Origin of the sequence: Pseudomonas sp. HLMP (genome assembly GCF_046365545.1) — a bacterium.
Lineage (GTDB): Bacteria > Pseudomonadota > Gammaproteobacteria > Pseudomonadales > Pseudomonadaceae > Aquipseudomonas > Aquipseudomonas guariconensis_B.
In genome coordinates this window covers 1,095,434-1,121,518 of record NZ_JBDLLR010000001.1, presented here as the reverse complement: position 1 = coordinate 1,121,518, position 26,085 = coordinate 1,095,434, and the positions used below count along the sequence as shown (strand labels likewise).

26 protein-coding genes and 1 tRNA gene are annotated in these 26,085 nt (G+C 65.3%); 9 read left to right on the top strand and 18 right to left on the bottom strand.

All coding sequences use genetic code 11. The features are described 5' to 3' along the window. Positions 1-14 precede the first annotated feature (14 nt). The 4 genes from ABFA30_RS05410 to ABFA30_RS05395 form a co-directional block, all read right to left on the bottom strand. Entirely contained in the window at positions 15-1,421 is a 1,407-nt protein-coding gene (locus ABFA30_RS05410) for an ABC transporter substrate-binding protein (protein ID WP_225786685.1), read from the bottom strand. A 131-nt stretch (positions 1,422-1,552) separates the two neighbouring features. Next, on the bottom strand, positions 1,553-1,798 hold the full coding sequence (locus ABFA30_RS05405; protein ID WP_225786686.1) for a ferredoxin family protein: 246 nt from the start codon (positions 1,796-1,798) through the stop codon (positions 1,553-1,555). 195 nt (positions 1,799-1,993) lie between these two features. Further along, the gene (locus tag ABFA30_RS05400; RefSeq protein WP_253080623.1) at positions 1,994-3,718 is read right to left on the bottom strand and encodes a fumarate reductase/succinate dehydrogenase flavoprotein subunit; all 1,725 of its coding nucleotides are present in this window, start codon (positions 3,716-3,718) and stop codon (positions 1,994-1,996) included. After that, complete coding sequence (locus tag ABFA30_RS05395; protein ID WP_225786688.1) at positions 3,715-4,464, bottom strand: GntR family transcriptional regulator; 750 nt, start codon at positions 4,462-4,464, stop codon at positions 3,715-3,717. Before ABFA30_RS05395 ends, ABFA30_RS05400 begins: the two co-directional genes overlap by 4 nt. Positions 4,465-4,675: 211 nt before the next feature. Here ABFA30_RS05395 and ABFA30_RS05390 point away from each other — a divergent pair. The 4 genes from ABFA30_RS05390 to ABFA30_RS05375 all read left to right on the top strand — a co-directional run bounded on the left by ABFA30_RS05390 (position 4,676) and on the right by ABFA30_RS05375 (position 8,434). Then, positions 4,676-4,752, top strand: a tRNA-Arg gene (locus tag ABFA30_RS05390). Positions 4,753-4,839: 87 nt separating this feature from the next. Next, positions 4,840-5,871 carry a virulence RhuM family protein gene (locus tag ABFA30_RS05385; protein ID WP_410045202.1) on the top strand — a complete coding sequence of 344 codons (1,032 nt, stop codon included), beginning with the start codon at positions 4,840-4,842 and terminating at the stop codon, positions 5,869-5,871. A gap of 197 nt (positions 5,872-6,068) precedes the next feature. After that, a complete protein-coding gene (locus tag ABFA30_RS05380) occupies positions 6,069-7,802 on the top strand; it encodes a dipeptidase (RefSeq protein WP_253101300.1) in 1,734 nt (577 codons plus the stop codon). Positions 7,803-7,996: 194 nt separating this feature from the next. Next, the gene (locus ABFA30_RS05375) at positions 7,997-8,434 is read left to right on the top strand and encodes a CBS domain-containing protein (RefSeq protein WP_225786692.1); all 438 of its coding nucleotides are present in this window, start codon (positions 7,997-7,999) and stop codon (positions 8,432-8,434) included. Here ABFA30_RS05375 and ABFA30_RS05370 read toward each other — a convergent pair whose 3' ends face one another. The 3 genes from ABFA30_RS05370 to ABFA30_RS05360 form a co-directional block, all read right to left on the bottom strand. Beyond that, the gene (locus tag ABFA30_RS05370; RefSeq protein WP_225786693.1) at positions 8,435-9,073 is read right to left on the bottom strand and encodes an NADH:ubiquinone oxidoreductase subunit N; all 639 of its coding nucleotides are present in this window, start codon (positions 9,071-9,073) and stop codon (positions 8,435-8,437) included. A 71-nt stretch (positions 9,074-9,144) separates the two neighbouring features. Continuing rightward, positions 9,145-9,387, bottom strand: coding sequence for a DUF2789 domain-containing protein (locus ABFA30_RS05365; protein ID WP_225786694.1), 243 nt, complete (start codon positions 9,385-9,387; stop codon positions 9,145-9,147). Positions 9,388-9,448: 61 nt separating this feature from the next. Next, positions 9,449-9,907, bottom strand: a complete 459-nt coding sequence (locus tag ABFA30_RS05360; protein WP_225786695.1) for an aminoacyl-tRNA deacylase — start codon at positions 9,905-9,907, stop codon at positions 9,449-9,451. Between the two features lie 95 nt (positions 9,908-10,002). Here ABFA30_RS05360 and ABFA30_RS05355 point away from each other — a divergent pair, with 95 nt between their 5' ends. Further along, a complete protein-coding gene (locus ABFA30_RS05355) occupies positions 10,003-11,373 on the top strand; it encodes an NfeD family protein (RefSeq protein ID WP_225786696.1) in 1,371 nt (456 codons plus the stop codon). A gap of 2 nt (positions 11,374-11,375) precedes the next feature. Then, entirely contained in the window at positions 11,376-12,128 is a 753-nt protein-coding gene (locus ABFA30_RS05350; protein WP_225786697.1) for a slipin family protein, read from the top strand. Positions 12,129-12,149: 21 nt separating this feature from the next. Here the strand turns inward: ABFA30_RS05350 and ABFA30_RS05345 are convergent, their stop codons facing one another. From ABFA30_RS05345 to ABFA30_RS05335, 3 genes are all read right to left on the bottom strand, one after another. Then, positions 12,150-12,782 carry a LysE family transporter gene (locus ABFA30_RS05345; protein ID WP_225786698.1) on the bottom strand — a complete coding sequence of 211 codons (633 nt, stop codon included), beginning with the start codon at positions 12,780-12,782 and terminating at the stop codon, positions 12,150-12,152. 81 nt (positions 12,783-12,863) lie between these two features. Then, positions 12,864-13,451 carry a mechanosensitive ion channel family protein gene (locus ABFA30_RS05340; RefSeq protein ID WP_225786699.1) on the bottom strand — a complete coding sequence of 196 codons (588 nt, stop codon included), beginning with the start codon at positions 13,449-13,451 and terminating at the stop codon, positions 12,864-12,866. Then, positions 13,451-15,361, bottom strand: a complete 1,911-nt coding sequence (locus ABFA30_RS05335; RefSeq protein ID WP_225786700.1) for an ATP-binding cassette domain-containing protein — start codon at positions 15,359-15,361, stop codon at positions 13,451-13,453. The genes ABFA30_RS05340 and ABFA30_RS05335 overlap by 1 nt, the downstream gene beginning before the upstream one ends. 69 nt (positions 15,362-15,430) lie before the next feature. Between ABFA30_RS05335 and ABFA30_RS05330 the strand changes: the two genes are divergently transcribed. Next, the gene (locus ABFA30_RS05330; protein WP_225786701.1) at positions 15,431-15,913 is read left to right on the top strand and encodes a TIGR02444 family protein; all 483 of its coding nucleotides are present in this window, start codon (positions 15,431-15,433) and stop codon (positions 15,911-15,913) included. Here ABFA30_RS05330 and ABFA30_RS05325 read toward each other — a convergent pair. Next, entirely contained in the window at positions 15,889-16,950 is a 1,062-nt protein-coding gene (locus ABFA30_RS05325; protein ID WP_225786702.1) for an AlgP family protein, read from the bottom strand. The two genes, ABFA30_RS05330 and ABFA30_RS05325, sit on opposite strands and share 25 nt — an antisense overlap. 224 nt (positions 16,951-17,174) lie before the next feature. Here ABFA30_RS05325 and ABFA30_RS05320 point away from each other — a divergent pair, with 224 nt between their 5' ends. Next, entirely contained in the window at positions 17,175-17,840 is a 666-nt protein-coding gene (locus tag ABFA30_RS05320) for an FKBP-type peptidyl-prolyl cis-trans isomerase (protein ID WP_225786703.1), read from the top strand. Between the two features lie 9 nt (positions 17,841-17,849). On the opposite strand, the gene rsd is transcribed toward ABFA30_RS05320, so the two are convergent. The 7 genes from rsd to ABFA30_RS05285 all read right to left on the bottom strand — a co-directional run bounded on the left by rsd (position 17,850) and on the right by ABFA30_RS05285 (position 24,340). Beyond that, positions 17,850-18,320 carry a sigma D regulator gene (rsd, locus tag ABFA30_RS05315; RefSeq protein WP_225786704.1) on the bottom strand — a complete coding sequence of 157 codons (471 nt, stop codon included), beginning with the start codon at positions 18,318-18,320 and terminating at the stop codon, positions 17,850-17,852. Positions 18,321-18,551: 231 nt separating this feature from the next. Further along, complete coding sequence (locus ABFA30_RS05310; protein ID WP_225786705.1) at positions 18,552-19,058, bottom strand: disulfide bond formation protein B; 507 nt, start codon at positions 19,056-19,058, stop codon at positions 18,552-18,554. Positions 19,059-19,278: 220 nt separating this feature from the next. Further along, on the bottom strand, positions 19,279-20,517 hold the full coding sequence (locus tag ABFA30_RS05305; RefSeq protein WP_225786706.1) for a heme biosynthesis protein HemY: 1,239 nt from the start codon (positions 20,515-20,517) through the stop codon (positions 19,279-19,281). Continuing rightward, on the bottom strand, positions 20,514-21,614 hold the full coding sequence (locus tag ABFA30_RS05300; protein WP_225786707.1) for a uroporphyrinogen-III C-methyltransferase: 1,101 nt from the start codon (positions 21,612-21,614) through the stop codon (positions 20,514-20,516). Before ABFA30_RS05300 ends, ABFA30_RS05305 begins: the two co-directional genes overlap by 4 nt. A 45-nt stretch (positions 21,615-21,659) precedes the next feature. After that, positions 21,660-22,430: a uroporphyrinogen-III synthase gene (locus tag ABFA30_RS05295; RefSeq protein ID WP_225786708.1), complete on the bottom strand. Its 771-nt coding sequence runs from the start codon at positions 22,428-22,430 to the stop codon at positions 21,660-21,662. Beyond that, on the bottom strand, positions 22,427-23,368 hold the full coding sequence (gene hemC, locus ABFA30_RS05290; protein WP_225786709.1) for a hydroxymethylbilane synthase: 942 nt from the start codon (positions 23,366-23,368) through the stop codon (positions 22,427-22,429). The genes ABFA30_RS05295 and hemC overlap by 4 nt, the downstream gene beginning before the upstream one ends. A gap of 228 nt (positions 23,369-23,596) precedes the next feature. Further along, entirely contained in the window at positions 23,597-24,340 is a 744-nt protein-coding gene (locus ABFA30_RS05285; protein ID WP_225786710.1) for a LytR/AlgR family response regulator transcription factor, read from the bottom strand. Positions 24,341-24,649: 309 nt separating this feature from the next. Between ABFA30_RS05285 and argH the strand changes: the two genes are divergently transcribed. Further along, positions 24,650-26,044 (top strand): argininosuccinate lyase, encoded by a 1,395-nt coding sequence (argH, locus tag ABFA30_RS05280; RefSeq protein ID WP_253090669.1) that lies wholly within the window; start codon positions 24,650-24,652, stop codon positions 26,042-26,044. Positions 26,045-26,085 lie beyond the last annotated feature (41 nt).

Genomic DNA, 26,085 nt, shown 5'->3' with positions numbered 1-26,085 from the left:
AGGGTGTCTCCCGGTCAGCGCTGGGCAAGCAGCTTCTGGTTGGCGCTGACGAAGTCCAGTGCCTCGCCACCGTGCGCCTGGGCATAGCGCTGCGCCTGCTCCTTCAGCAGGAAGGCGGCCAGCTCACCCTTGGCGTTGCGTACGAACCAAGCTTGGTTGGCGAGCAACTTGATGCCGCTGTCGGCGGCCTGGGCGTAGATAGCGCGGATGTCCTTGCCCGCTTGCTCCAGCTGCGCCAGGGCGCTGAGCGCGGCTTCGGGCGAGGCATAGTGGCGGACCTTATCCTCGCCGCGCACCCAAATCTGCGCCAGGCGGCTGAAGTCGGTGATCGGCTTGCCGGTCAGCGCATCCGTGGCCTGCAACGGCAGCGGGTCGTAGTTGTGCAGGGCCTTGTCATAGTCGAGTCCGGCTTGCGCGAAGGCGGCACGGATATACCTGTCGTCGATGAACCTGTCGGTGTCCAGACCACGGTCGGTCTTCTTCAGCAACTTGAGGGTATCGATGGAGGTCGCCACGGCCTGGCGGTATTCCGGTTTCCAGGTCAGGTCGCGGGTTTGCAGGCCGAGCGGGCCGTGGAACAGGTAGTTGACCTCAGCCTCGATGCCGGTGACTTTCTCGATCAGCTCGCTGTACTTTTCCGGCTCGGCGGCGATCAGGCGGTCGGCTTCGAGGCTCGCTCGCAGGTAGGCGGTGACCACTTCGGGGTACTTCTGCGCATAGTCGGCATCCACCAGGGCACCATGCAGCGTCGGCGCGTTGGCCTGGGAACCATCGTAGATCTTGCGGGCGAAGCCACGGTTGGGGAACAGCTCGGCGAACGGTACGAAGTCGGCGTGGGCCTCGATGCGGTTGCTGCGCAGGGCGGAGCCGGCGATTTCCGGCGCCTGGGCAATGATCCGCACGTCCTTCTGCGGGTCCCAGCCCTGGGCGGCGATGGCCCGCAGCAGCATGCCGTGGGCGGTGGAGGCGAAGGGCACGGAGATGGTCTTGCCCTTGAGCTCGGCCAACGACTGCACGGCGGACGCGGCCGGCACCACGATGCCGTTGCCGCTGCCCTGCACGCTGCCGGACAGCACGCTGATGAACAGGCTGCGCTTGCCGGCATCGAGGTGGGCGACACCGTTGAACGAGCCTGGGAAGTCGGCCATGGCGCCGAAGTCGAGCTTGCCGGCGACCATCTCGTTGGTCAGCGGCGCGCCGCTGGTGAAGTTCTTCCATTCGATCTGGTACTTCGCATCCTTGTACTTGCCGTCATGGGGCAGGTACTTCTCCAGCAGGCCCAGCTCGCGGATCAGCAGGCCGCCGGTGGCGCAGTTGATGGTGGTGTCCTGTGTGCCGATGGCCACACGGATGGTCTGGGCATTGGCGTTCAGGCCAACGATCGCCAGCGCGAGGCCGGCCACGGTTGCAACAAGGCGCATGGGTGTTTCCCCTCGAATCGTTTGAGTCATTGGAGTCGTCTCCGCCACCAGGCGGGGTGGTGGGAAACGAGGGGGCTTTGCAGATGGGCGTCCGGTGGTTTGGCCGGATGGCGTGAGGCTAAGGGTTCGTTTCAGCGCAGCAGGTAGGGAATGTCGACCTTCACCGCGCCAGTCGGGCAGTCTTTCTCGCAAGGCATGCAGTACCAGCATTCGTCGAAGGCCATGTAGGCCTTCTGCGTGGCCGGGTCGATGGCCAGCAGGTCCATGGGGCAGACATCGACGCAGACGGTGCAGCCCTTCTCGGCGATGCACTTGTCTTCGTCGATGGTCACCGGGGCGCTGCTGCGGAAAAAGATGTCCTGGGGACGATGGGGCATGTCACGGAGTCCTTGGAGCCTTTGGCTCTCGTTTCTGAGTTCTTCGGTGATCCAGTGGGGCTGCCTTGCAGCCCATCGCCGGCAAGCCGGCTCCCACAGAGTCCGCTGCATGGCACAGATTTGTGAGCTCCACTGGCCCCCTGTGGGAGCCGGCTTGCCGGCGATGGGGCGCGAAGCGGCCCCAAAGGGCAGTTTCTAGGCAGCGTCAGCCTTGACCCTCAATCGCTCGTACGCGGTCTGCTCTTCGGCATCCAGGGCCACCAGGTACGGCTCGACCGCTTTCTTGAAGCTGGTCATCCGCCCCTGTTCGTCCTTCTTCAGATGGCAATGGCAGAACCACTCACGGTCATTGCGCTCGGGGAAATCGACCCGGTGGTGGTACAACCCCCAGCGGCTTTCCTCGCGGAACAGCGATGCCCGGGCCGCCATCTCGGCGCAGTCACGGATCACCGTGACCTCCATGGCACGCATCAGCTCGTGCGGGTTGCTCGCTTTCATCTGCGCCAGGTCCTGCTCGATCTCGGCGAAGCGCGCCAGGCCGATTTCCATCTTCTTCGTCACCTTCGGCGGTTGCAGGTAGTCATTGACCATGCGCCGCAGTTTGTACTCGACCTGTGCCGGCGGCAGGCCATGCTCGCGATGCAGCGGGGCGAACACCCGCGCCTGCTCGCGTTCGACCTGGGCCTGGTCCACTGCGGCCAATGCACGACCGGCCACGTACTGCGCCGCGTTGACGCCGGCGAACCAGCCATAGGTGAAGGCGCCGAGCATGTAGTTGTGCGGCACGGCGGCCATGTCGCCGGCGGCGTAGAGCCCGCTGACGCTGGTCTCGGCCTTCTCGTTGACCCACACCCCCGAGGCCGAATGCCCGGAGCAGAAGCCGATCTCGGAGATGTGCATCTCGACCATTTGCTGGCGATAGTCAGTGCCACGGCCGGCGTGGAACTGGCCACGGCTGGGGCGCTCGTTGCCATGCAGGATCTGCTCGATGGTCTGGATGGTCTCCTCGGCCAAGTGGTCGAGCTTGAGGAACACCGGGCCGTTGCCGCCTTCGAGTTCCTGGTGGAACTCCCACATCATCTGCCCGCTCCAGTAGTCGCACTCGATGAAGCGCTCGCCCTTGCTGTTGGCGGTGTAGCCACCGAGGGGGCCGGTGACGTAGGCGCAGGCCGGGCCGTTGTAGTCCTTGATCAGTGGGTTGATCTGGAAGCACTCCAGGTTGGCCAGCTCGGCTCCGGCGTGGTAGGCCATGGCATAGCCATCACCGGCGTTGGTCGGGTTCTCGTAGGTGCCCATCAGGTACCCGGAGGACGGCAGGCCCAGGCGGCCGGCGGCGCCGCAGGCGAGGATCACCGCCTTGGCACGGATCACCCGGAACTCGCCGCTGCGGCAGTCGAAGCCCATGACCCCGGCAGCAGCGCCTTCGGCGTCCAGCAGCAGGCGGGTGCAGACCATGCGGTTGCTGATGTCTACCCGGGCACGCTTGAGCTGGCGGTACAGCACCTTCTTGATGTCGTGCCCTTCGGGCATGGGCAGCACGTAGGCGCCCATGTGGTGGACCTTTTTCACCGCGTAGTCGCCCGTCTCGTCCTTCTCGAACTTCACGCCCCAGCGGTCGAGCTGCGAGAGGGTCTCGAAGCTATGGGTGGCATAGGCATGCACCGTGGCCTGGTTGACGATGCCGTCGTTGGCCACGGTGATTTCCTTGGTGTACTGCTCGGCGGTGGCGTGGCCGGGAATGATGGCGTTGTTCAGGCCGTCCATGCCCATGCTGATGGCGCCACTGCGCTTGACGTTGGCCTTGTCCAGCAACAGCACGCGCAGGGTCTTGTCCTGCTCCTTGGCCTTGATGGCGGCCATGGGGCCGGCGGTGCCGCCGCCGATCACGACGATGTCGTAGTCCTGGGTGTCGATGCTCATGGCTTGGGTCCCTTCTGACGGTCGATGCGCAGGCGATACTGGAAGGCATCGCCGCGGTAGTAGAGGTGCTCGAAGTCCAGCGGCGTGCCGTCGGCGGCGTGGGTCAGGCGCTCGATGCGCATGATCGGCGAGCCCTCCTCCACCTCCAGCGCCTGGGTCAGGTCGCTGTCGGCCAGCACCGCATCGATGGCCAGGTCGGCGTGGCCCAGGGCGATGCCGCAGTCGTTCTCCAGCACCAGGAAGATGTCACGGGTGGCCAGGTCGGTCTTTTCCAGTTTTTCGCCGATGGCCTTGGGCAGCCAGGTCAGCTCCAGCGACACCGGCTCGCGGTTGATCAGGCGTACCCGGCGGATCTCGGTGACCAGGCTGCCCTCCTCCACCTGCAAGCGCGCCGCCACCAGCGCGTTGGCTGGCACATGGCGCAGGCTGCGCAGACGGTTGAGCACCTCGTAGCCCATCTGGGTCATGGACTCGGCCAGGCCTTGCAGGGTGGTGACGTTCTGGAACGCCTTGGGCTTGGCGACGAAGGTGCCCTTGCCGTGGATCTTGAAGATCAGCCCCTCCTTCTGCAGGTCGCCCAGCGCCTGGCGCACGGTGATGCGGCTGACGTCGAAGGCCTTGCCCAGCTCGTTTTCCGAAGGCATGCGGCTGTGCGGCGGGTAGGTGCCGTCGAGGATTCGCCCGCGCAGCAGTTCCTTGAGCTGGGTGTAGAGCGGTACCGGGGAGAGGGGGAGCAGTTCGGCCATGGGATCTCTTCGCTATGGACTGACTTGTTATAACAAGTTGTGACCAGAGAGTAGCGAGCATAAGAGCCCCCGGGGAAATACCGATATTGAATATGGTTATTCACAAGCACGGGCCCCAAGGCACGCCCATCGCTGCCCGAGACCCTGGAAAATCACCCTGAATCAAGGCGATGGACGTCATCGACGCAGATGGGTATCATTGCGCCCCGTTGCACTCGTAGCTCAGCTGGATAGAGTACTGCCCTCCGAAGGCAGGGGTCGTGGGTTCGAATCCCGCCGAGTGCGCCATATGATTCAAGGGCTCAGGTGCAAACCTGGGCCCTTTTTATTTGAATGTTGTCCAGCCCCTGACAAAGCTGAGGAAGCGGCTGACCTATGGCAAGTAACGACCTGATTCTCTACAGCACGGACGATGGCCTGGCACAATTCACCTTGCGCGAAATGGGTGGCCAAGTCTGGCTGACGCAGCTGGAAATGGCCGAGCTGTACCAGACCAGCAAGCAGAATATCGGCAAACATATTCAGACCATCATTGCTGATGGAGAGCTGGCTGCAGAGGCAGTTGTAAACCAAAAGTTTACTACTGCCGCCGACGGCAAGGATTACCTGACCCACCTCTATGCCCTGCCGATGATCATCGCTGTTGGCTACCGTGTACGCTCGAGCCGCGGCATTCAATTTCGTCAGTGGGCGACCCGCACCTTGAGTGAGTACCTGGCCAAGGGTTTCGTCATGGACGACGCCCGCTTGAAGGAACCCCGCTGGGACTACTTCGATGAGCTGCTCAAGCGCATCCGCGACATCCGCGCTTCAGAAATGCGCTTCTACCAAAAGGTGCGTGACCTGTTCACCTTGGCCGAAGATTATCGAGCCAATGAGCAGGATACTGCCCGTCTGTTTGCCGAGGTTCAGAACAAGCTGTTCTTTGCCGTAACGGGCCACACAGCAGCCGAGCTGATCGTGCACAGGGCCAATGCCACCGCACCAAACATGAACCTGCTCAGCTTCAAGGGTGACCGCGTACGCAAGGCTGATGTAGTCGTCGCCAAGAACTACCTGAATGCCGATGAACTGGACCAGCTCAATCGCCTGGTTGGCATGTTCCTGGATTTCGCTGAGCTTCGTGCCGAGCAACGCCAGCATCTACAGCTCGCCGATTGGCGGCGATACATCGATAGCTTCATGGCTTTCAACGAGCAGCCTTTACTACGTACAGCCGGCAGTATCAGTCATGAGCAGATGAAGCAGGTGGTACATGAACGTTATGAGCAGTTTGATCAACATCGCCGACACGCTGAGGCCGCAGCAGCCGACGCTCAGGAACTTGCAGAACTGGAACAGCTGGAAAAGCGCCTGAGCGCCAAAAAAAAAAATCTAAGTGACGGCACGAAGCACGTTCGATTTTAGATAGCGTTGGGTTCGAATCCCGCCGAGTGCGCCATACCTGAAAAGCCCTGGGAACCTTCCCGGGGCTTTTTCGTTTGTGCGACATCGCACGCTTGGCACTCCCGTACCGCAGGCCATTGGTGTTAGCGTGAGCGTCTTCCCGTTTCCTACAAACGGGTACCTCCCTTCCAACGCTCAGCAAAGGAATGCGCTCGCCCATGTACCTGAAAAAACTCACCGCCGCGACCCTGCTGCTGGCCAGCCTGGGCTTGTTCGCCAACCAGGCCCAGGCCAACCTCACCCCGCAGCAGTCCGCCGCGATCCTCAAGGCCTACGATAACAGCGACCCGGCGGATTTCCGCCGGTTCCTCGGCCAGCTTGCCAGCAGCGAACTGGCCAAGGCCGACAACCTGGCTGAAACCCTCAAGGCGTACCTGGCCAACAAGCCGCTGGGTGCCGAGCAACAGAACGAGATCCACCGCTTGCTCGGCCTCTACACCCGCATCAAGTACGGCAAGGCCGCGACCGAGACCCTGCGTGAGCTGGTGGCCATCCCGACCTTCCAGGTCGAGGGCGTGCCGCAGCACGAGAACCCCGAGTTCCTGAAGATCGCCGACAAGATCAAGGCGCTGGCCGAGGGTTTCGGCCTGCACTTTCGCAACATCGACAACCGGGTCTACGAGATCACCCTGGGTGACGACGCCAAGGAAGTGGTCGGCATCCACGCCCATGCCGATGTAGTACCGGTGAACCCGGACAACTGGAAGCTCGAGGACGGCACCCGCCTGGACCCGTTCAAGGTCACCCTGGTGGGCGATCGCATGTATGGCCGCGGCACCGAGGACGACAAGAACGGCATCGTCGTGGCGCTGTATGCGCTGAAGGTGGCCAAGGACGAAAAACTGCCCCTGGCCCGTCAATTCAAGCTGTTGGTGGACACCACCGAGGAAACCAGCGGCGATGCGATCCCCTACTACTTCGCCCGCAACCCCACGCCCACCTACAACCTGGCGCTGGATGGCGGCTACCCGGTGGTGATCGCCGAGAAAGGCTACGGCACCGTGATGGCCAGCTTCCGCCGGCGCCCCGCCACCGGCAAGGGGGCGGAAATCATCCACCTGACGGGCGGGCTGGCCACCAACCAGATCCCCACCACCTCGGTGGCGACCCTGCGTGGCGACAATCCCACCGCCCTGGCCGCAGACCTGCAGAAGGCCGGTGCCGACTACGTCAAGCGCAACGGCGGCGATTTCACCCTCGATGCCAAGGTAGCCGGCAAGGAAGTGGTGCTGACGGTGACCGGGGTCTCGGCCCACTCTTCGGAGCCCGAATCGGGGATCAACCCCGTGGCCCGGATGCTCGACTTCCTCAACGGCCTGGGCGACCAGGTACCGCTCAAGCACAACCACATCACCGATGCCGCGCGCTATGCGGCCGATAACTGGGGGCTGGACTACTTCGGCAAGAAGCTTGGCGTGGACTTCGAGGACAAGTTCATGGGCCCACTGACCGCTTCGCTAACCTACGTCGGGCTCGATCAGAAGGCCCTCAAGCTGGCGGTGAACCTGCGCATTCCAAAAGGCAAGGCGATTGCCACGATCAAGGACGAGCTGGCCGACAAGCTCGGGACCTGGGCCCGCGGCAGCCACACCTCGGTAGCGTTCGAGTACAGCCTCGACGAGCCGATGTACCGCAACCCCGAAGGCGAATGGGTCAAGGCCTTGCTCGCCGTGGCCAGCGAGAACCTCGGCCTGCCCCATGAGTTCGGCGCCTCCGCCGGCGCCACCTCGGTGCATGACCTGCCCAATGGCGTGCAGTTCGGCCTGGCCATGCCCAACGTGAAGTACACCGGGCACAACGACAACGAGTTCAAGACCGTGGAGCAGTTCATGCTGGACCTGCAGATCGTCAGCGAGATGGTGGCGCGGATCGGGCAGATGCCAGAGCTCTGAGCCTTCGGTACGCGCCATTTGGGCGATGGGCTGCAAGGCAGCCCAATACCGCCCAACTGCCCACGAAGCCCCCAGCCCCCGCCAATGACGTTTTTCAATCAAGTCCATGCCGTTTTCCGCATTGCCGTGCAGGACGCCGTGCAGGATGCTTTATTTACTGCCGACACATCGCTTTTCCACCCGCAGAGGCCCGTATGAAGAACGTCGAAGAAATCCTCAAGACCAAGTCTCAGCATCAGACCGTCTACACCATAGGGCCTGACGACTCGGTGCTCGACGCCCTGAAGTTGCTGGCGGAAAAGAACGTCGGTGCACTGCCGGTGGTGGAGAACGGCCAGGTGATGGGTATCGTCAGCGAACGCGACTACGCCCGCAAACTGGTGCTCAAGGGCCGCTCGTCGGCGGCGACGCCCGTGCGCGAGATCATGAGCGCGCCGGTGGTCACGGTCGAACCCAAGCAGAACCTGGAGTACTGCATGAACCTGATGACCAACCGCCACCTGCGCCACCTGCCGGTGGTGAGCAACGGCGAACTGCTCGGCCTGCTGTCGATCGGCGACCTGGTCAAGGAAACCATCGCCGAACAGGCCAACCTCATCCTGCAGCTGGAGCAGTACATCCGCGGCGAGTGATCAGTGGTAGGCGCGCTCCAGTTCGTCCAGCTGATGGTCGAAGCTGCGCAGGCGCGCCGACCAGGTGTACACCAGCACTTCCAGGTCGCGGTTGAGCACTGCGGTATTGCCCCCATCGCTGCCCCGTGGGTCGCACAGGTCGAGCTGATAGCGCTCGCGGGCCATGGCCGTGGCCACGCTGGAAAGGTCACGGGCATTGGCCAGCCAGCGGTGATGAGGATCGTGGACCTCCCGGTCCAGCTCCCGACACTGACGCTTGAGGGCATCCAGGCTCTGCTCCAGCGGCGTGCCCTTGAGCTCGCCCATGACCTCCTCGAAGGTCCTCCCCGAATGCCAGTAGCTGCCCCAGAAATAACGATCGAATACGGTCTCGACCCGGCGCAGGGCCACCTTGGTGTTCCAGATGCTCAGCAACGTTCGCCCCTGGCTCACTTCGCGCTTGTTCAGGTGCAGTTGCTGCCAGGCGATCCAGGCCAGGGCGCAGAGCGCCACCGCCGCGGTGACCGCGGCGGCGGCATACAGGAACTGCACGGCCTGGTCCATGTGGTGGACGTGCCGGATACCGTAGAAGTAACCCGCCGTCAGGGTGCCCAGGATCGTCACGGTGCACCAGAATCCTGGTGCGTAGGGATCTTTCATCGCGCTATCCCCTTTTTGTTTTTCCTGAGCATAGCAACGGCCAAATCACTCAACAGGTGCCGCTCGGCGCTTTATTTGCGGGGGCGGCGCAACGCTTCGTTGAGTTGATCGAAGGGCACCGCCCAATCGGCATCGTCTATCACGCTCTCCTTGAGAAAGGCACGCTGGGCGTCGCTCCAGAACGGCGCATCCACCAGCTTGATCTCGTTCTTCAACGGCGAGTGCGTGGTGATGAACTTGTCGATGCTCTCGGCATCGTCCGCCAGGCCCAATTGCTTGAACAGCTCGGAAAATGGATGGATCGGTGCTTCCATGATTCCTCCTCGGGCCGGGCGGGTCGTCCACGACGCCGGCCCGGCATTGGCTTGAACGTCATCAGCACAGTTCGCGCACTTCGGCGTGCGGAACCAGCTTCAGGTATTGCTCCATGCTCATGTGGATCAAGTGATCGTGATCACCTGCCTCCAGGTAGACATCGCCCTGGCGGGTAAGGCTCGGGTCGAGCAACATCTTCACGTCATAGGCATCGCCGAGCGCCGGGATGGCGCCGCGCTCGCAGTCGCCGAACAGCGTCGGCAGGCCACTCTCGCGGGTCAGTTGCCAGGCGCCGGTCATGCGCACCTTGCTCATGTCCAGGTGCCGGTTGGCCGGCAGCACGGCCATGAGGTAGTTGCCATGACGGTCGTCGAGCATCACCGACTTGGCGACCCGTTCGGCGGGTACGCCGGCAGTGCGTGCCGACTCCAGGCTCGTGGCCGAGTGTGGATGGGAAATGATGTCGTAGTCGCAGTTGGCCTGGTCCAGGCGCTGCTGCAGGGTCTTGGCCATACGCATGATGCACCTCCGGTTTAGCCCCCAACCTGAAGTTTAGGCCCTGGTCCGGCGAGCACGACTAAACTTCGGGGACAGGTCCGACGAGGTGACGACAGGTGATCGCTCGCTGCTGGTACTGCCTGCTGCTGTTACTGATGCTCGGCGCGGCCCCGGGAGGCCAGGCCGCACCAGGCGGTAGCGTGTGGGTGCTGGGCATCGACGATGCCATCGGCCCGGCCAGTGCGGACTACCTGGTACGCGGTCTGGAGCAGGCACAGGAGCAAGGCGCGCAGTTGGTGGTGATCCGCCTGGACACCCCCGGTGGGCTGGACAGCTCCATGCGCCAGATCATCAAGGCGATCATCGCCAGCCCCGTACCGGTGGCCAGCTTCGTCGCCCCCAGCGGCGCCCGGGCCGCCAGCGCCGGGACCTATATCCTGTATGCCAGTCACGTGGCAGCCATGGCGCCGGGGACCAACCTGGGCGCGGCCACGCCGGTGCAGGTCGGCGCCCCCGGCCCACCCTCCTCGCCCGCCTCCAAGGACAAGGACGAGAAGGCCTCCGCCCCCGAGGGCCAGGACGCCCTCACACGCAAGCAGGTCAACGATGCCGCCGCCTACATCCGCGGCCTGGCGCAGTTGCGCGGACGCAACGCCGACTGGGCCGAGAAGGCCGTGCGCGAGGCGGTCAGCCTGCCGGCCAACGAGGCCCTGCGCCTCAAGGTCGTCGACTTGGTGGCCAACGACCTGCCCGACCTGCTACGCCAGCTGGACGGCAAGACCCTGGAGGTCGCCGGCCAACCCCGTCAGTTGCAGACCGCCGGCGCCCTGGTGCTCGAGCATCCGCCAGACTGGCGCACCCGCCTGCTGGCGGTGATCACCAACCCTAGCGTGGCACTGATCCTGATCATGATCGGCGTCTATGGCCTGCTGTTCGAGTTCATGAACCCCGGCTCCGGGGTTGGCGGCGTGGTCGGCGGTATCTGCCTGTTGCTGGCCTTGTACGCCCTGCAGTTGCTACCGGTCAGCTATGCCGGCGTGGCGCTGATCCTGCTCGGCTTGGCGTTCATGATCGCCGAAGCGTTCCTGCCCAGCTTCGGCGTGGTCGGCTTCGGTGGCATCGTCGCCTTCGTGGTCGGCGCGGTGATCCTGATGGATACCGAAGCGCCCGGCTTCGGTATCCCTCTGGGCTTGATCGTCAGCCTGGCAGTGCTCTCGGCGGTGCTCCTGGGCGGTGTGCTGGGCATGGCCCTCAAGGCGCGACAGCGGGCCCTGGTCAGCGGCGATGCCGGCCTGGTCGGCAGCCTGGTCACGGTGACCCAAGTGATGGCGGACAACCCGTTCTGCGGCTCGGTGCAGGCCCAGGGCGAACAATGGCAAGTTCAATGCGCGACCCCATTGCAGCCTGGGCAGCATGTGCGGGTAATCGCCCGCCATGGCGTGATGTTGGAGGTCAGTGCCACCGCGCCCGCGGCGCAAGGAGAGTGAAGATGTTCGTTCAGTTCGGTTTCGGCGCCTTGCTGGCATTGCTTGGCGTGCTGTTGGTGTCGGCACTGCGCATCCTGCGCGAGTACGAGCGTGGCGTAGTATTCCAGCTGGGGCGCTTCTGGCAGGTCAAGGGGCCAGGGTTGATCATCCTGATCCCGGGGATCCAGCAGATGGTCCGGGTCGACTTGCGCACCGTGGTGCTCGACGTACCGCCCCAGGACGTGATCACCCGTGACAACGTCTCGGTCAAGGTCAACGCCGTGGTGTACTTTCGCGTGCTCGACCCGCAGAAGGCGATCATCCAGGTCGAGGATTTCCTCACCGCCACCAGCCAGCTGGCCCAGACCACCCTGCGCGCCGTGCTCGGCAAGCATGAGCTGGACGAGCTGCTGGCCGAGCGCGAGCAGCTCAACTCGGACGTTCGCCAGGTGCTGGACGCCCAGACCGATGCCTGGGGCATCAAGGTGGCCAACGTCGAGATCAAGCATGTCGACCTCAACGAGTCGATGGTCCGCGCCATCGCCCGCCAGGCCGAGGCCGAACGCGAGCGGCGGGCCAAGGTGATCCACGCCGAGGGTGAGTTGCAGGCGTCGGAGAAACTTATGCAGGCCGCACAGATGCTCGGCAAGGAGCCGGGGGCCATGCAACTGCGCTACATGCAGACCCTGGGCTCGATCGCCGGAGACAAGAGCTCGACCATCGTCTTTCCGTTACCGGTGGACCTGCTCAAGGGATTGATCGACAAGCAGCGCTAGCGGGGCCACTCAACTGCTGGCCTAGACCGGCGCGCGACGCAGGGTGGCCAGGAAGGTCGCCGCGCCGATGAACAGTCCGGCAAAGGTCCGGTTCAAACGCTTCTGCTGCCTGGGCGTGCGCAGCATCCGCAGCACCCGGGCCGCCAGCCCGGTGTAGCCGGCCATCACCAGCATGTCGACGCTGATCATGGTGAGGGTGATCGCCAGGTACTGGGGCAGCAGCGGGGCATGCGGATTGATGAACTGCGGCAGCACCGCGAGCATGAACACCAGCGCCTTGGGATTGCTGACATTGACCAGGAAACCGCGGAACACCAGGCTCAACGGCTTGCCGATCGGGCGCACGCCCGACGAATCGTCCATGTCCATGGGCAACGCGCGCCATTGCCGGTACGCCAGGTACACCAGGTAGGCGACACCGAACCATTTGATGATCTGGAACGCGGTGGCCGAGGCGGCGAGGATCGCGCCGACACCGGCGGCGATGATGGCGATCTGCACGATCAGGCCCAGTTGCAGGCCCAGGGCGTTCCAGTAACCACGCCAGAAACCGTACTGCAGCCCACTGGACATCGAGGCGATGGCCCCGGCACCCGGCGACAGGCTGATCACCCAGCACGCGGCAAAGAAGGCCAACCAGGTTTCCATCGACATCGCACACCTCGTTCGAACATGTTGCAAAACGTTAAGCTACGGTGTTGGTGAAATTTTCACCAGCGATTTTTCAGCTGCCGCTCAATCGGCCTCGCCTGTCGTATCCTGGGCCAGCACCGGCACTTCGGTACCGCGCCAACGCCGCACGGCCTTCTGGAAGAACTGGCTGTTGGGCACCTGCACCAGCGCCCCACCCGCCTCCGGCACTTCCAGCAAGGTGGTATAGAGCAGGTTGATGGCGATCACCCGCCCCTTCACACCGGGCTTGTCGAGGGTGTCGACCAGCTCGACCACATCGCCGATGCGAAACGGCCCCACGGTGAAGATCAACACCGCGCAGAGCAGGTTGGACAATACGCTCCAGATGGCGAAGAAGGCCACCGCCGCCACCGCGACGAAGCCCGACAGGGCGGTCCACAGCACCGTGGCCGAGACACCCAGGCGCTCCAACACGAACAACAGTGCGCTGCCCATGATCAACCAGCGCAGGCTGCCGCGCACCGGCACCAGCAGCTCCGGTGGCAACGGGTAGCGATCGCCCAGGCGGCTCAGGCCGCGGGCGACGATGCGTTGCAGGACGAACGCAGCCACCAGGATCAGCAGGATCTGCAGCCCCAGCCAGAACGGCTCCATCCATTGGCCCGGCAGTAGCGTGCGCAGCGCCTCCATCAGGACAGCGCCTCCAGCTCGGCCTGCATGCTTTCGAGCGTCTCCAACGCCTCCATCCAGGCCTCCTCCAGCTCGCCCTCACGCTGCTTGAGCGTGCTCTGGCGCGCCAGCAGGTCGCGCAACTCGTCCTTGCGCGCAGCCTCGTAGAGGCCCGCGTCGCCCAGGGCGGCCTCGATCCCGGCCAGTTGGGCGTGAACCTGGCCCAGTTCGGCCTCCAGCTTCTCGGCGGCACGCTTGTGCGGCGCCAGTTGCTGGCGCAGGGCTGCAGCAGCCTGGCGCTGGGCTTTCTTGTCGGTCTTGTCCGGGTTGGCCGGGGCATTGCTGGCGGGCGCACTGCGCTGACGGTAATCGATCAGCCAGCGGCTGTAGTCGTCCAGGTCGCCATCGAAGGCCTGGACCTTGCCGTCGGCCACCAGCAGGAAGTCGTTGGTGGTGCTCTTGAGCAGGTGACGGTCGTGGGACACTACCACCACCGCTCCACTGAACTCCTGCAAGGCCATGGTCAGGGCCAGGCGCATCTCCAGATCCAGGTGGTTGGTCGGTTCGTCGAGCAGCAGCAGGTTCGGCCGCTCCCAGGCGATCAGCGCCAGGGCCAGGCGCGCCTTCTCGCCACCGGAGAAATTGACCACCGGCTCGTCGACCCGGTCGCCATGGAAGTCGAAGCCACCGAGGAAGTCGCGCAGGGTCTGCTCGCGCTCGGTCGGGGCGATGCGCTGCAGGTGCAGCAGCGGGCTGGCCTTGTCGTCGAGGGCGTCGAGCTGGTGCTGGGCGAAGTAGCCCACGGCCAGGTTCTCGCCACGTACCAGACGCCCGCCCAGCGGCTCCAGCTCACCGGCGAGGTTCTTGATCAGGGTCGACTTGCCGGCGCCGTTGGGGCCGAGCAGGCCGATGCGTGCACCCGGCGCCAGCTGCAGCTTGACCTTCTCCAGGATCACCTTGTCGCCATAACCGAGGCGGCCCTCGGACAGGTCGAGCAACGGATTGGAGATTTTCTGCGACTCGCGGAAGACGAAGTCGAACGGCGAATCCACATGGGCCGCCGACAGCTCCTCCATGCGTTCCAGCGCCTTGATCCGGCTCTGTGCCTGACGGGCCTTGGTGGCCTGGGCGCGGAAGCGGGCGATGTATTTCTCCATGTGCGCACGGCGGGCCTGCTGCTTCTCGTAGGCCTGTTGCTGCTGCGCCAGGCGCTCGGCACGGGTGCGCTCGAAAGCGGTGTAGCCGCCGCGGTAGAGGTTGAGCTTGCGTTGCTCGACGTGCAGCACATGGTCGACCACAGCATCGAGGAAGTCGCGGTCGTGGGAGATCAGCAACAGTGTGCCTGGGTAGCCCTTGAGCCAGTCTTCCAGCCAGAGGATGGCATCCAGGTCCAGGTGGTTGGTCGGCTCGTCGAGCAGCAGCAGGTCAGATGGGCACATCAGCGCCTGCGCCAGGTTCAGGCGCATGCGCCAGCCACCGGAGAAATCGCCGACACGGCGGTTCATCTGCTCGGCGGTGAACCCCAGGCCGGCCAGCAGCTTGCGCGCACGGGCGTCGGCGGTATAGCCGTCGGCGCTCTCCAGCTCGCTGTGCAGGCGCGCCAGGGCGGTGCCGTCGTGGGCCGACTCGGCGGCTGCCAGCTCGGCCTGGACCTGGCGCAGGCGCACGTCGCCGTCGAGCACATAGTCCACCGCCAGGCGATCGAGGGTGTCGACCTCCTGACGCATGTGGGCGATGCGCCAATCGCTGGGGAGCTGGCAGTCGCCGGCATCGGGCGAGAGCTCGCCGCGCAGCAGGGCGAACAGGCTGGATTTACCGGCACCGTTGGCGCCGATCAGGCCGGCCTTGTGACCGGGGTGCAGGGTCATCTCGGCGCCTTCTAGCAAGCGCTGCGGACCACGCTGTAAAGTGAGGTTCGATAGTCTGATCATGATGGTCGCGGAGTCTATCAGCTTCCCCTGCAACCACACAGGCCACTTGATCGTCGGCGCGAGGCGAACATGCATACCGATTTGTGGCGCCATGCCTTGGCGCTTTATGGGCAACCCGGCGTCGAAGCCGCCTGCCTGGAGCTGCAGGCGCTGGGCGGCGATGTCTGCCTGCTGCTGTGCGGTACCTGGCTGCAGGCCGGTAACGTCCAACCCGATGCCGAGCGCGTACACGCACTCCGGAGCCTTGCCGAACCCTGGCAGCGGCAAGTGGTCGCCCCGCTGCGCGTCCTACGCCAGCAATGGCGTGCCGATGCCCAGGACGATGCGCACCTGGCGGTGCTGCGTGAGCAGGTCAAGGGACTGGAACTGGAGGCGGAGCGCACCTTGCTGGCGCGCCTGCAGGAGCAGGCAAGGGCATGGCCCGCAGGCCCAGACGGGCCCACGGACGATTGGCTGGCCTGGCTGGCGCCGGACCAGGCCCGCGGCCACGACGCGCTGCATCGCTTGCGCGTCGCGGCCGAGGCGCTTCAGGACGCCGTGGACGGCGACTGAACCGGGTTGCTGGCCGGTGCCGGCGAGGCGCTGGCTGGCGCGGCCGAGTTGGTCACTGGCGCCGGGGCGCTGGTGGCGGGTGCGGCCGGCTTGCTTTCGACAGGTTTGCTCGCGGCAGGCTTGGCCGCTGCCTTGGCAACCGCCGAGCGGGTAGCGCCGGGCTTGGCTGCCGGCTTGGCGGCTGTGGAACGGGTTGCAGCGGGTTTGGCAGCAGGTTTCGCAGCATTGGCCCTGGCCGCAGCCGGTTTCGCCGCTGGCTTGGCCGCTACGGGCTTGGCGCTGGACGCTTTCGCCGCAGGCTTGGCCGCTGGTTTCGCAGCGCTGGCCTTGGCCGGCGCCTTGGCAGCAGGCTTGCTGGCGGCCTTGGCCGCCGGTTTGGTCGCAGCAGCCTTGGCAGGTGCGCGGGTGGCGGCGGTGCCCTTGGCCGCAGTCGCGGCAGCAGCCCTAGCCGGCGCCTTGCTGGCAGCCGGTTTGGCGGCACTCTTGGCAGCCGGTTTAACGGTGCTCTTGGCAACTGGTTTGGCTGCAGCGGCCTTGGCCGGTGTGCGGGTGGCGGTCGGCTTGGCGGCGGGTTTCGCGGTGGCGGGTTTGGCCGCAACCTTGGCAACGGGCTTGGCGGCTGCCTTGGTGGCCGCGGCACGCTGGTCGAGGGCCTTGCCGGCAGCCTCGCGTACCTTGCCAACGCCCTGGGCCAGTTTCAGGCTTTCCTGGGCATCACGCTTGAGTTGCTGGATATAAGTACGGGTCTGGGTCTGGCGCTCTTTGAGCGAGTCGAGCAACGCTTCAAGTTCGCCGGTGGCTTTCTTCGCCTTGTTCTGCGCCTTGGCTTTACCGGCCTTGGCGGCATCCTGCAACTTCAGGCGTGCGTTGTGCAGTTTCTCCTGGGCCTTGCCACGTTGTTTTTCCAACTTGGCCAGCAGTTTTTCCGCATCCGCCAGCGCTTGCGAGCAGGCATCTTCCAAATGTTCGAGCAGACTACCCGAAAGTTGCTGGAGCAGGTGCAACGGCGTACTGACTGGCTTCTTCTTGGCCGACATGGTTTACCTCCTGGCTGACGAGATTGCGGCTCATACTATGCTTCTGCTGCTAACGCCGCTAGGGCATGTTGACAGTATTGGTGCCGCCGCGTTGCATGCCTGGGCAAAGTTGTTATCTTGCAGCTCGGTGCAAGTGTAGTTGCCCAATAAGCAATTGCTGATATTTACACATTTCCCGCCAACAAGGCTGGCATACTTCCGGCTCATTGCCGCAGGAGCCAACCGTGCCTCGCTATCTTGTTCTCGGGCTGTGCCTGGCCGCCCCCTTCGCCTTCGCAGGCCCAGACACCGCCCCCGCCAACGACCACGACCTCGCCTACAGCCTGGGCGCCAGCCTCGGCGAGCGGCTGCGCGAGGAAGTACCCGGCCTGCAGCTCGATGCCCTGGTGCAAGGCCTGCGCCAGGCCTACCAGGGCCAACCGCTCAAGCTCGACGCGCCACGCATGCAGGCCATTCTCCAGCAGCATGAGGCGCAGGCCGCTGCCGCAGCCGAACAAGCCCAGGCGGAGCAGCTCCAGGTCGCGGAGCAGCGTTTTCTGGCCAACGAACGCGCCCGCGCCGGCATGCATGAGCTGGCCGGTGGCGTTCTCTACAGCGAACAGGTGCCTGGCAACGGCGCCCAACCCAAGGCGGGCGGCAAGGTGCAGGTACGTTACGTGGGGAAATTGCCCGACGGCTCGGTGTTCGACCAGAACCTGCAACCCCAGTGGTTCAGCCTGGGCTCGGTGATCGAAGGTTGGCAGGTGGCGTTGCCACACATGAAGGCAGGGGCGAAATGGCGGCTGGTGATCCCCTCGGCGCAAGCCTACGGCGCCGAAGGTGCGGGCGACCTGATCGCGCCCTACACCCCCCTGGTATTCGAGATCGAATTGCTGGCGGTGGCCGACTGAGGCCAGGCGTCAGGCCTGGACCGCCCCTTCTTCCTTGTGGGCGTTGTGCAGCACCTCGATCAGGCAATCCTCCAGCTCGAAGCGCTCGTGCAGCAGGCTGCCCAGCTCGCCGAGTTTCTTGGAGAAACGCTCGGGGTCCTTGCACTGGCCTTTTTCGCAATGGTCGTTGAAGGCCAAAGCGATCTGGGTGATGTCGTTGATCCGCGGGTTGATCTGCTCGGCCAGCTCCAGCGCGCCGTCGTCGCCGAAGGCCTTGGCCTCGCTGACCAGTTGTTCGCAGACTTCGAAGTGCCATGCCGAGACATAATCGACCAGGATCTCGCAGAAACGGCCGTTCTGCTCCTTGTCGGCAAAGGCCGGCTTGGCGTCGCGCAGGGCGCGGAAGGCGTGCACCAGTTCCTGGCGCTCCTCCAGCCAGCGGTCGATCAGCTTGTGAACCCCACCCCAGCGTTCCTGAGCGTTCTGACAACTATCGAGCATGGCTATCTCTTCCCTTCTGGGTAGATGCCGCTGCACCTCGCACCACAACACCACAGCACAAAGGTGACATCAGCAGGACGGCATCGAGCAGTTGTGTTTTCGGTATGCGTGCAGGGAGATTATTCCCGCGCGTGCTGACCATCAAGGTACGCATCGGACAAAGTTCGTACAAGCGTTTAATCTCGTTGCGGCTCACCACTGGTCGAGCGATCGTGGCGGGCTTGCCCTGGATCAAGCGTTGCCCAGGCGGCGCAAACAAAACCTCAGCAGCCAGGACAACGGCAGCGCCGACAACAGCAGGAACGCCAGCAGGCTCCACTCGGGCAGGGTCAGGTCGAGAAAGCTCCAGGTCAGCGAGTCGCAGTCCGGGCCGCCCAGCAACAGCATCTTCAAGGCCTGGCCCCAGGACTGCTCCAGGACCTGCTGGAACGGGACATGGCAGGCTTCCAGCGGCATGCTCCCCCCCTGCAACCAGACATGCCGCGCCGCCAGCAGCGCGCCACCCAGCGAACAGGCCAAGGCCAGCGCGCAGTAGGCGCGCCGGCCCGACGAGCCGGGGTGGTGGATGACCGCGCACAGACAGACCAGCGAGTAGAGCCCCAGCAGAAAGCGTTGGCTGAAGCACAAGGGGCACGGCACCAGGCCCAGAACGCTTTCGAGGTGGAAAGAGGCAGCCAGCACCGCCAGCGAGGCGAGCCAGGCAGGAAGAAAGAACGTATGCAAACGGGCCAGCAGCATGAGCGATGTAGGTCCCGGGTTGAAGATATGGCTTGGAACGGTAGAGGAAAGGCGCGCTTTGTTTCAAGGCGCTACAGTGGGGACAAGTCGCTGATTGACAAGGAAAGTTTTCAACAATCAGTAGGAAATTTCCGAAGAAGGAAAGCGCAAACCCAGCCTTTGCGGCTGGAAAATCCACAAACCCAAGCGCCCGCGCACTGGCGCGGGCGCTTGGGGGTACTCAGGCTCGCATCCCCTCGGGCAATGGCAGGGCCAGCAGGCGCTCGTCCAACAGGCCCAGGCCTTCCTGGAACAGCTGGTTGCTGCGCTCGGTTTCGCCCAGGCCGGCGAGCAGGCGGGCCAGCTCGGCGCAGGTCTCTGGGTTACGCTCCAGGCGCAGGCTGCTTTCCAGGTAGTCGCGCGCCTTGCCCCACAGACGGTTCTGCAGGCTCAGGCGGCCCAGGGTCAGCAGCAGGCTCGCATCCTCGGGGTGCTCCTTGAGCCAGCCCTCGGCAGCCTGCAGCTGGCGCGCCGGATCATCGCCCCGTACCAGGCCGTACAAGCGAGCCAGGTGGCTTTCGTACTGGCGCTTGAGCGCGGTGCGCAGCACCTGCTCGGCCTCGCCCTGGGCACCGACCTGGCGCAGTTGCTCGGCGTAGGCCAGCACCAACTGCGGCTCCTGACGCTGGGCAGCGGTAAGTTGCTGCCAGGCACGCTCCAGGCCCTGGCGGGCGGCCTGGGCATCCTCGCCACGGGTCGCCGCCAGGCACAGGTTCTGGCCCCAGGCGCGCTGTTCCAGCTCTGCCAGCTCCTTGGCCGGCAGTACCTTGCCCTTGCGCAAATCGGGCAGCAGGCGGATCAGCGCCGGCCAATCGCCCCGCTCCAGGTGCAGGCGCTGCAGCAGGCGCAGCACCTGGGCGTTGTGCGGGTGACGCTCTTGCATGGCCAGCAGGGTGTCGAGCGCCCCCTCGGCATCGCCACGGTCCATCTGCAACTGGGCATGGGTCAGGGCGATGGCGAGTTCCGCCTGTGGCTGGCGTTCGAGAGCGCGCTCGAGCAGGTTGTCGCTGTCCTCGGTACGGCCCAGCTCGTTGGCCGCACGTGCGGCGCCAAGGTAATAGAGCAGTGGTTGGCGCTCGGCTTCGGCAGCCCGGTGCAAGTGGCGCTGGGCACTTGCCCAGCGGCCCTCGGCCAGGTCCAATTGGCCTTGCTCGATGGCGATGCGAGTACGCCGGCTACGGTTGCGCCGCGACCAGGGGTTGACCACACCGCTCGAGGTCAACACCAGGCCGACCAGGTAGCGCAACAGCCAGAGCGCCCCGACGATGGCCACCAGCGCCGCCAATGCCGCCCACAGCCCCGACTGGTAACGGAACCCGCCATAGGCGATCAGCACGTAGCCACTGTGCTTGGCAACGGCGATCCCCAGCGCCGCGGCCACCACGATCGCCAGCACCGCCAGCAGGTAGACACGCTTCATGGCTTGCCCCCTTCGGCTTCGGCCGGCAGGTGGCGACGCTGGATGTAGGCCTGCACCGCAGCCAGGCTCTCGCTCAGGTCGGGCGTGACCACCGAGACCGGCTGCTCGGCCAGCGCGTTGAGGCTGTCGAGCATGGCCTTGCTCTGCGGGTTGTCGGCGTTGAAGTTGGCCAGCAGCACGCTGCGCGCATCGTCCAGGGCCTGGGTGTAGACCTTGGCCTCGCCGTTGAGCGCCGCCCACTGCGCCTGCTCGATGGTCAGGCTCAGGGCCAGGCGCAACTGGTTGAGCGATTGCCCGGCCAGCAACGGACGCACGTTCTCGTCGGCGTTGAACTCGATCTGGAAGTACTTGGAGATTTCTGCCCACCACTGGGACCAGCGGCTGGCTCCATCGCCGTCGGCGGTCAGGGCACCGAGGGCGTCGGCATTGCTGTCGAACTCGGGGGACTGGGCGCTGAGCTGCTGCACCAGCTCGCGCTGGGCCGCGAGCTTGAGGAACAGGCCGGTACGGTCAGGCTGCTGGGTGCTGTCGAGCATCGCCAGGCTGCGGGCCAGTTGCTCGCGGGCGGCGAAGGCGCCCGGGTCGCTCTGCTCGCGCAGGATCTCGTCGGCGCCTTCGACCAGGGCCTTGGCGCTGGCGATGTCCTGCAGGGCCGACAGGCGCAGGGTGGCCAGACGCAGCAGGTGCTCGGCTTCGGCCAGTCGCCATTCCTTGCGGCTCTCGCCGAGCACGGTTTCCAGGCGCTGGCTCAGGCGCTGCTGGTCGCCCTGCAACTGCGCCACCAGGCGGCGTCGGTCTTCCAGCTCGCTGGCCGCCGGCAGGCTGGCCAGTTGCGCGCTGATCTGCTGCTCTCGCTGCTGCAGCGCGCTGGTGCGTTCACTCAGGGCCTGCAGGTGCTGGCCCTGGCCCTGCTCGCTGCCTTGCAGCTGGCGGACCTGCCAGGCTCCCCAGCCCCCGACCGCGATCCCGGCCGCGCCCAGCAGCAGGGCCAGCAATGCCAAGCCATTGCCAGAGCGCTTGGCAGGTTTGGCGGCGGGGGTTTCCGGCGTCTCGGGCGCCGATGGCTGTTCGTTGTTGGACAAGACAGTTTCGCTCACGTATCCATCCTTTGCATGGGGGCGCGTCGCATTGAGCTTAGCGCCTTAGGAGGCAGGTGCAGCGCTACGCTGCACGGCTGCCAGCAAGGCCGCGGCACTGGCGCCACGGCAATCCACGATCTGTTGGGCGCCCGCCGCCCGGGCCTGTTCGGCGACCCGGGGGCTCGGCACGAACAACGGCACACGCGCCAGGCGCGGCCAGTCGGCACCCGCCAGGCGCAGCAGGTGTTCAAGACCTTGCCCACTGCTGACCACCAGGCCGTTGAGGCGTTCCGCCTCGATTCGACGCACCAGGGTCCCCTCCGGGTAATCCGGCAACTGGCGGCGATACAGTTCCAGATAATCGACACTAGCACCTTGCTCCCCAAGACGCTCGGCCAGCAGTTCGCGACCTCCCACACCCCGCACGACCAGCACGCGCGGCGTGGCGACGGCGGCGATAGCCTCGCCCAGGACCGGCAGTGCGAGCAAGGCTTCACTGTCATCGCCGTCAGCGGGGAAGTCGACCAGCAGGCCCTGGTCCTGGAGAATCCGCGCCGTGGCTGCGCCCACCGTGAACCAGCCCCGGCGAGGCGGCGGCAGGCCCGCCCCGGCCAGTTGCTCGAGCAGCAGGCGCGCGGCCGGCTTGCTGACCACGATGATCGCCTGGTAGTCGCGCAGGTTGGCCAGGCGCTGGCCTTGCCGGGCGTCCAGCACCACCGGCTCGATGGCCAGCAATGGCAGGCAACTGCTGGCAATGCCGGCGGCAGCGAGGCTCTGCGCCAGTGCCTGGCAGTCTTCCTCGGGCCGGGTCAGCAGCAGGCGCCAGGGGCTCACGGGTGTCCGGCCTCGCCATAGACATCCTTGAGAATGGCCTCGGCGCCCTGGCTGAGCAGGTCTTCGGCGACCTGCACGCCCAACGCCTCGGCGGCGCTGCGCGGAGCGCGTGCCTCGGCGCGCAGCAAGGTACCGCCGCTGGGCTGGCCGACCAGGCCGCGCAGCCACAACTGCTCGCCTTCGAGCACGGCATAGCAGGCGATCGGCACCTGGCAACCGCCGTTGAGGCGCTTGTTCAGGGCTCGCTCGGCCACCACGCGGTCGGCGGTGTCGGCATGATGCAGGGGTGCCAGCAGGGCATGGATTTCATGATCGGCACTGCGGCATTCGATGCCCACGGCCCCCTGGCCACCGGCCGGCAGGCTGTCATCGACACCGATGGTCGAGGTGATGCGTGCCTCGAAGCCGAGGCGGATCAGGCCGGCCGCAGCGAGGATGATGGCGTCGTACTCGCCGGCATCGAGCTTGGCCAGGCGGGTATTGACGTTGCCACGCAGGAAGCGGATTTCCAGGTCCGGACGGCGCGCCAGCAACTGGGCCTGGCGACGCAGGCTGGAGGTGCCGACGACACTGCCGGCCGGCAGCGCGTCGAGGCTGGCGAAGCGATTGGAAACGAAGGCGTCGCGTGGGTCCTCGCGCTCGCAGATGCAGTACAGGCCCAGGCCTTCGGGGAAGTCCATGGGCACGTCCTTCATCGAGTGCACGGCGATATCGGCCTCGTTGTCCAGCAGCGCGGTTTCCAGCTCCTTGACGAACAACCCCTTGCCACCGATCTTCGCCAGGGGCGCATCGAGCAACTTGTCGCCGCGGCTGACCATGGGCACCAGGGTCACCACGAGGCCCGGGTGGGCCTGCTCCAGGCGGGCCTTGACATATTCGGCCTGCCACAGGGCCAGGGCACTTTTACGGGTGGCAATACGGATTTCGCGAGTGGACATGAAACGCCCCGATCCAGAGAAATACCGCCGATCATAACAGCTCCGCCGGCCTTGCCAGCAGATCCAGGTCATCAGGCTACCCTGTAGGCGCGGTGTTTTATCATCCGAGGCTGCCTTGCCGACGATGGGGCGCGAAGCAGCCCCAGCTGGCAGCTGAAAGTATTGACTGAGCGGCTATCGCCTGGCCACGAACAAGGGCTAGGCCCTTGCCATACCGTGAAGCCCGTGTCAGAGCGTCTGCATCATCTTGCGCACACCCGCCACATGACGCCGGCTGACGGTCAGGGCATCGCCATCCAGGCCTTTGAGGAACAGCTGGAAATGCCCAAGCGGCGTGCGCTGCAGACGCTCGATGCGCTCCCGGGCCACCAGCGCGTTGCGGTGGATGCGCACGAAACGTTCACCGAACTCGTCCTCCAAGGCCTTCAATGGCTCGTCCAGCAACACTTCCCCGGCCTCATGGCGCAGGGTCACGTACTTGTGGTCGGCGATGAAATAGATGACCTGTGGCAAGGGGATCAGCTCGATGCCCTTGCGCGTTCGTGCGCTGATGTGGCTGCGCGGGCCGCCGCCCTCGTTGGCCGGCCGGGTCAGGGCCGCGAGCTGGGCGCGATTGGGCTTGTCGGCCTTGCGCAGGGCTTCGCGCAGGGCCTGGGGTTGGATCGGCTTGGTCACGTGGCTGAGGGTGCTGTCCTTGAAGGCCTGGCTGCCGTATTCGTCGTCGCCGGTGCAGAACACCACGGCCGGCGGCGCCTCGCGCTCGCACAGCCGGGCGGCCACCTGCAGGCCGTCCAGGCCAGGCATGCCGATGTCCAGCAGGACCACATCGGGTTTGTGGCTGTCGATCAGGGCCAGGGCCTCCTCGCCGTTGGTGGCGCTGGGCTCCAGCACGGTGTAGCCCTCAAGCTCGCCGAGCAGCCGGCTCAGGCGTTCGCGGGCTTGGGGTTCGTCATCAACGATCAGGACATTCATAATTGCGCTGGATTCCTGAGTGAGTCTCGCATCGGTATAGCGTAGACAGGTGTAGGGCGACCGACACCGCGGTCACGCTCTAGACCGACGCGATGGCCAAAGATTCACTGGCCTGGCAGTTTCGCCGCCAGCCCTTTGTCCAACTGTAGACGGTCCGTGGAACACTGCCGTTCAATCATTGAATATCCCCAGGACCCGCCCGCCTCCGCCTCGCCGGGGTTTCTCTCGACCGACGCCCCTGCGGCGCAGGCCTCAACCCTGTTATGATCGACGCCACTTTTTTCGTTCACGCCTTCAACGAGTGAATCCATGAGCACCGACAAGACCAATCAGTCCTGGGGCGGCCGCTTCAGTGAGCCCGTCGACGCCTTCGTCGCCCGCTTCACCGCCTCGGTCGATTTCGACAAGCGCCTGTACCGCCACGACATCATGGGTTCGATCGCCCACGCCACCATGCTGGCGCAGGTCGGCGTACTCACCGACGCCGAGCGCGACGCCATCATCGACGGCCTGAAGACCATCCAGGGCGAGATCGAGGCCGGCGCCTTCGACTGGCACGTCGACCTGGAAGACGTGCACATGAACATCGAGGCCCGCCTGACCGACCGCATCGGCATCACCGGCAAGAAGCTGCACACCGGCCGCAGCCGCAACGACCAGGTGGCCACCGACATCCGCCTGTGGCTGCGCGACGAGATCGACCTGATCCTGGCCGAGATCACCCGCCTGCAGCAGGGCCTGCTGGAGCAGGCCGAGCGTGAGGCCGAGACCATCATGCCCGGCTTCACCCACCTGCAGACCGCCCAGCCGGTCACCTTCGGCCACCACCTGCTGGCCTGGTTCGAGATGCTCAGCCGCGACTACGAGCGCCTGGTCGACTGCCGCAAGCGCACCAACCGCATGCCCCTGGGCAGCGCCGCGCTGGCCGGTACCACCTACCCGATCGACCGCGCGCTGACCTGCAAGCTGCTGGGCTTCGAGGCCGTGGCCGGCAACTCGCTCGACGGCGTGTCGGACCGTGACTTCGCCATCGAATTCTGCGCGGCTGCAAGCGTGGCGATGATGCACCTGTCGCGCTTCTCCGAGGAACTGGTGCTGTGGACCAGCGCCCAGTTCCAGTTCATCGACCTGCCTGATCGCTTCTGCACCGGCAGCTCGATCATGCCGCAGAAGAAGAACCCGGACGTTCCCGAGCTGGTTCGCGGCAAGAGCGGCCGCGTGTTCGGCGCCCTGACCGGCCTGCTGACCCTGATGAAAGGCCAGCCGCTGGCCTACAACAAGGACAACCAGGAAGACAAGGAACCGCTGTTCGACGCCGCCGACACCCTGCGCGACTCCCTGCGCGCCTTCGCCGACATGATCCCGGCGATCAAGCCGCGCCACGCGGTGATGCGCGAGGCGGCCCTGCGCGGCTTCTCCACCGCCACCGACCTGGCGGACTACCTGGTGCGCCGTGGCCTGCCCTTCCGCGACTGCCACGAGATCGTCGGCCACGCGGTGAAGTACGGCGTCGACACCGGCAAGGACCTGGCCGAGATGAGCCTGGACGAGCTGCGCCAGTTCAGCGACCAGATCGAGCAGGACGTGTTCGCCGTGCTCACCCTGGAAGGCTCGGTCAACGCCCGTGACCATATCGGCGGCACCGCGCCGGCGCAGGTGCGTGCAGCCGTGGCCCGGGGCAAGGCGCTGCTGGCTTCGCGCTAAGGCTTCCCCCAGTGCGAGGGCTACGCCCTCGCTCGCGGCAT

What these genes read in the sequence shown, in the direction of transcription:
- ABFA30_RS05410 (WP_225786685.1), bottom strand. Translation starts at nt 1,421, where the DNA reads ATGCGCCTTGTTGCAACCGTGGCCGGCCTCGCGCTGGCGATCGTTGGC.
- ABFA30_RS05405 (WP_225786686.1), bottom strand. Translation starts at nt 1,798, where the DNA reads ATGCCCCATCGTCCCCAGGACATCTTTTTCCGCAGCAGCGCCCCGGTG.
- ABFA30_RS05400 (WP_253080623.1), bottom strand. Translation starts at nt 3,718, where the DNA reads ATGAGCATCGACACCCAGGACTACGACATCGTCGTGATCGGCGGCGGC.
- ABFA30_RS05395 (WP_225786688.1), bottom strand. Translation starts at nt 4,464, where the DNA reads ATGGCCGAACTGCTCCCCCTCTCCCCGGTACCGCTCTACACCCAGCTC.
- ABFA30_RS05385 (WP_410045202.1), top strand. Translation starts at nt 4,840, where the DNA reads ATGGCAAGTAACGACCTGATTCTCTACAGCACGGACGATGGCCTGGCA.
- ABFA30_RS05380 (WP_253101300.1), top strand. Translation starts at nt 6,069, where the DNA reads ATGTACCTGAAAAAACTCACCGCCGCGACCCTGCTGCTGGCCAGCCTG.
- ABFA30_RS05375 (WP_225786692.1), top strand. Translation starts at nt 7,997, where the DNA reads ATGAAGAACGTCGAAGAAATCCTCAAGACCAAGTCTCAGCATCAGACC.
- ABFA30_RS05370 (WP_225786693.1), bottom strand. Translation starts at nt 9,073, where the DNA reads ATGAAAGATCCCTACGCACCAGGATTCTGGTGCACCGTGACGATCCTG.
- ABFA30_RS05365 (WP_225786694.1), bottom strand. Translation starts at nt 9,387, where the DNA reads ATGGAAGCACCGATCCATCCATTTTCCGAGCTGTTCAAGCAATTGGGC.
- ABFA30_RS05360 (WP_225786695.1), bottom strand. Translation starts at nt 9,907, where the DNA reads ATGCGTATGGCCAAGACCCTGCAGCAGCGCCTGGACCAGGCCAACTGC.
- ABFA30_RS05350 (WP_225786697.1), top strand. Translation starts at nt 11,376, where the DNA reads ATGTTCGTTCAGTTCGGTTTCGGCGCCTTGCTGGCATTGCTTGGCGTG.
- ABFA30_RS05345 (WP_225786698.1), bottom strand. Translation starts at nt 12,782, where the DNA reads ATGTCGATGGAAACCTGGTTGGCCTTCTTTGCCGCGTGCTGGGTGATC.
- ABFA30_RS05340 (WP_225786699.1), bottom strand. Translation starts at nt 13,451, where the DNA reads ATGGAGGCGCTGCGCACGCTACTGCCGGGCCAATGGATGGAGCCGTTC.
- ABFA30_RS05335 (WP_225786700.1), bottom strand. Translation starts at nt 15,361, where the DNA reads ATGATCAGACTATCGAACCTCACTTTACAGCGTGGTCCGCAGCGCTTG.
- ABFA30_RS05330 (WP_225786701.1), top strand. Translation starts at nt 15,431, where the DNA reads ATGCATACCGATTTGTGGCGCCATGCCTTGGCGCTTTATGGGCAACCC.
- ABFA30_RS05325 (WP_225786702.1), bottom strand. Translation starts at nt 16,950, where the DNA reads ATGTCGGCCAAGAAGAAGCCAGTCAGTACGCCGTTGCACCTGCTCCAG.
- rsd (WP_225786704.1), bottom strand. Translation starts at nt 18,320, where the DNA reads ATGCTCGATAGTTGTCAGAACGCTCAGGAACGCTGGGGTGGGGTTCAC.
- ABFA30_RS05310 (WP_225786705.1), bottom strand. Translation starts at nt 19,058, where the DNA reads ATGCTGCTGGCCCGTTTGCATACGTTCTTTCTTCCTGCCTGGCTCGCC.
- ABFA30_RS05305 (WP_225786706.1), bottom strand. Translation starts at nt 20,517, where the DNA reads ATGAAGCGTGTCTACCTGCTGGCGGTGCTGGCGATCGTGGTGGCCGCG.
- hemC (WP_225786709.1), bottom strand. Translation starts at nt 23,368, where the DNA reads ATGTCCACTCGCGAAATCCGTATTGCCACCCGTAAAAGTGCCCTGGCC.
- ABFA30_RS05285 (WP_225786710.1), bottom strand. Translation starts at nt 24,340, where the DNA reads ATGAATGTCCTGATCGTTGATGACGAACCCCAAGCCCGCGAACGCCTG.
- argH (WP_253090669.1), top strand. Translation starts at nt 24,650, where the DNA reads ATGAGCACCGACAAGACCAATCAGTCCTGGGGCGGCCGCTTCAGTGAG.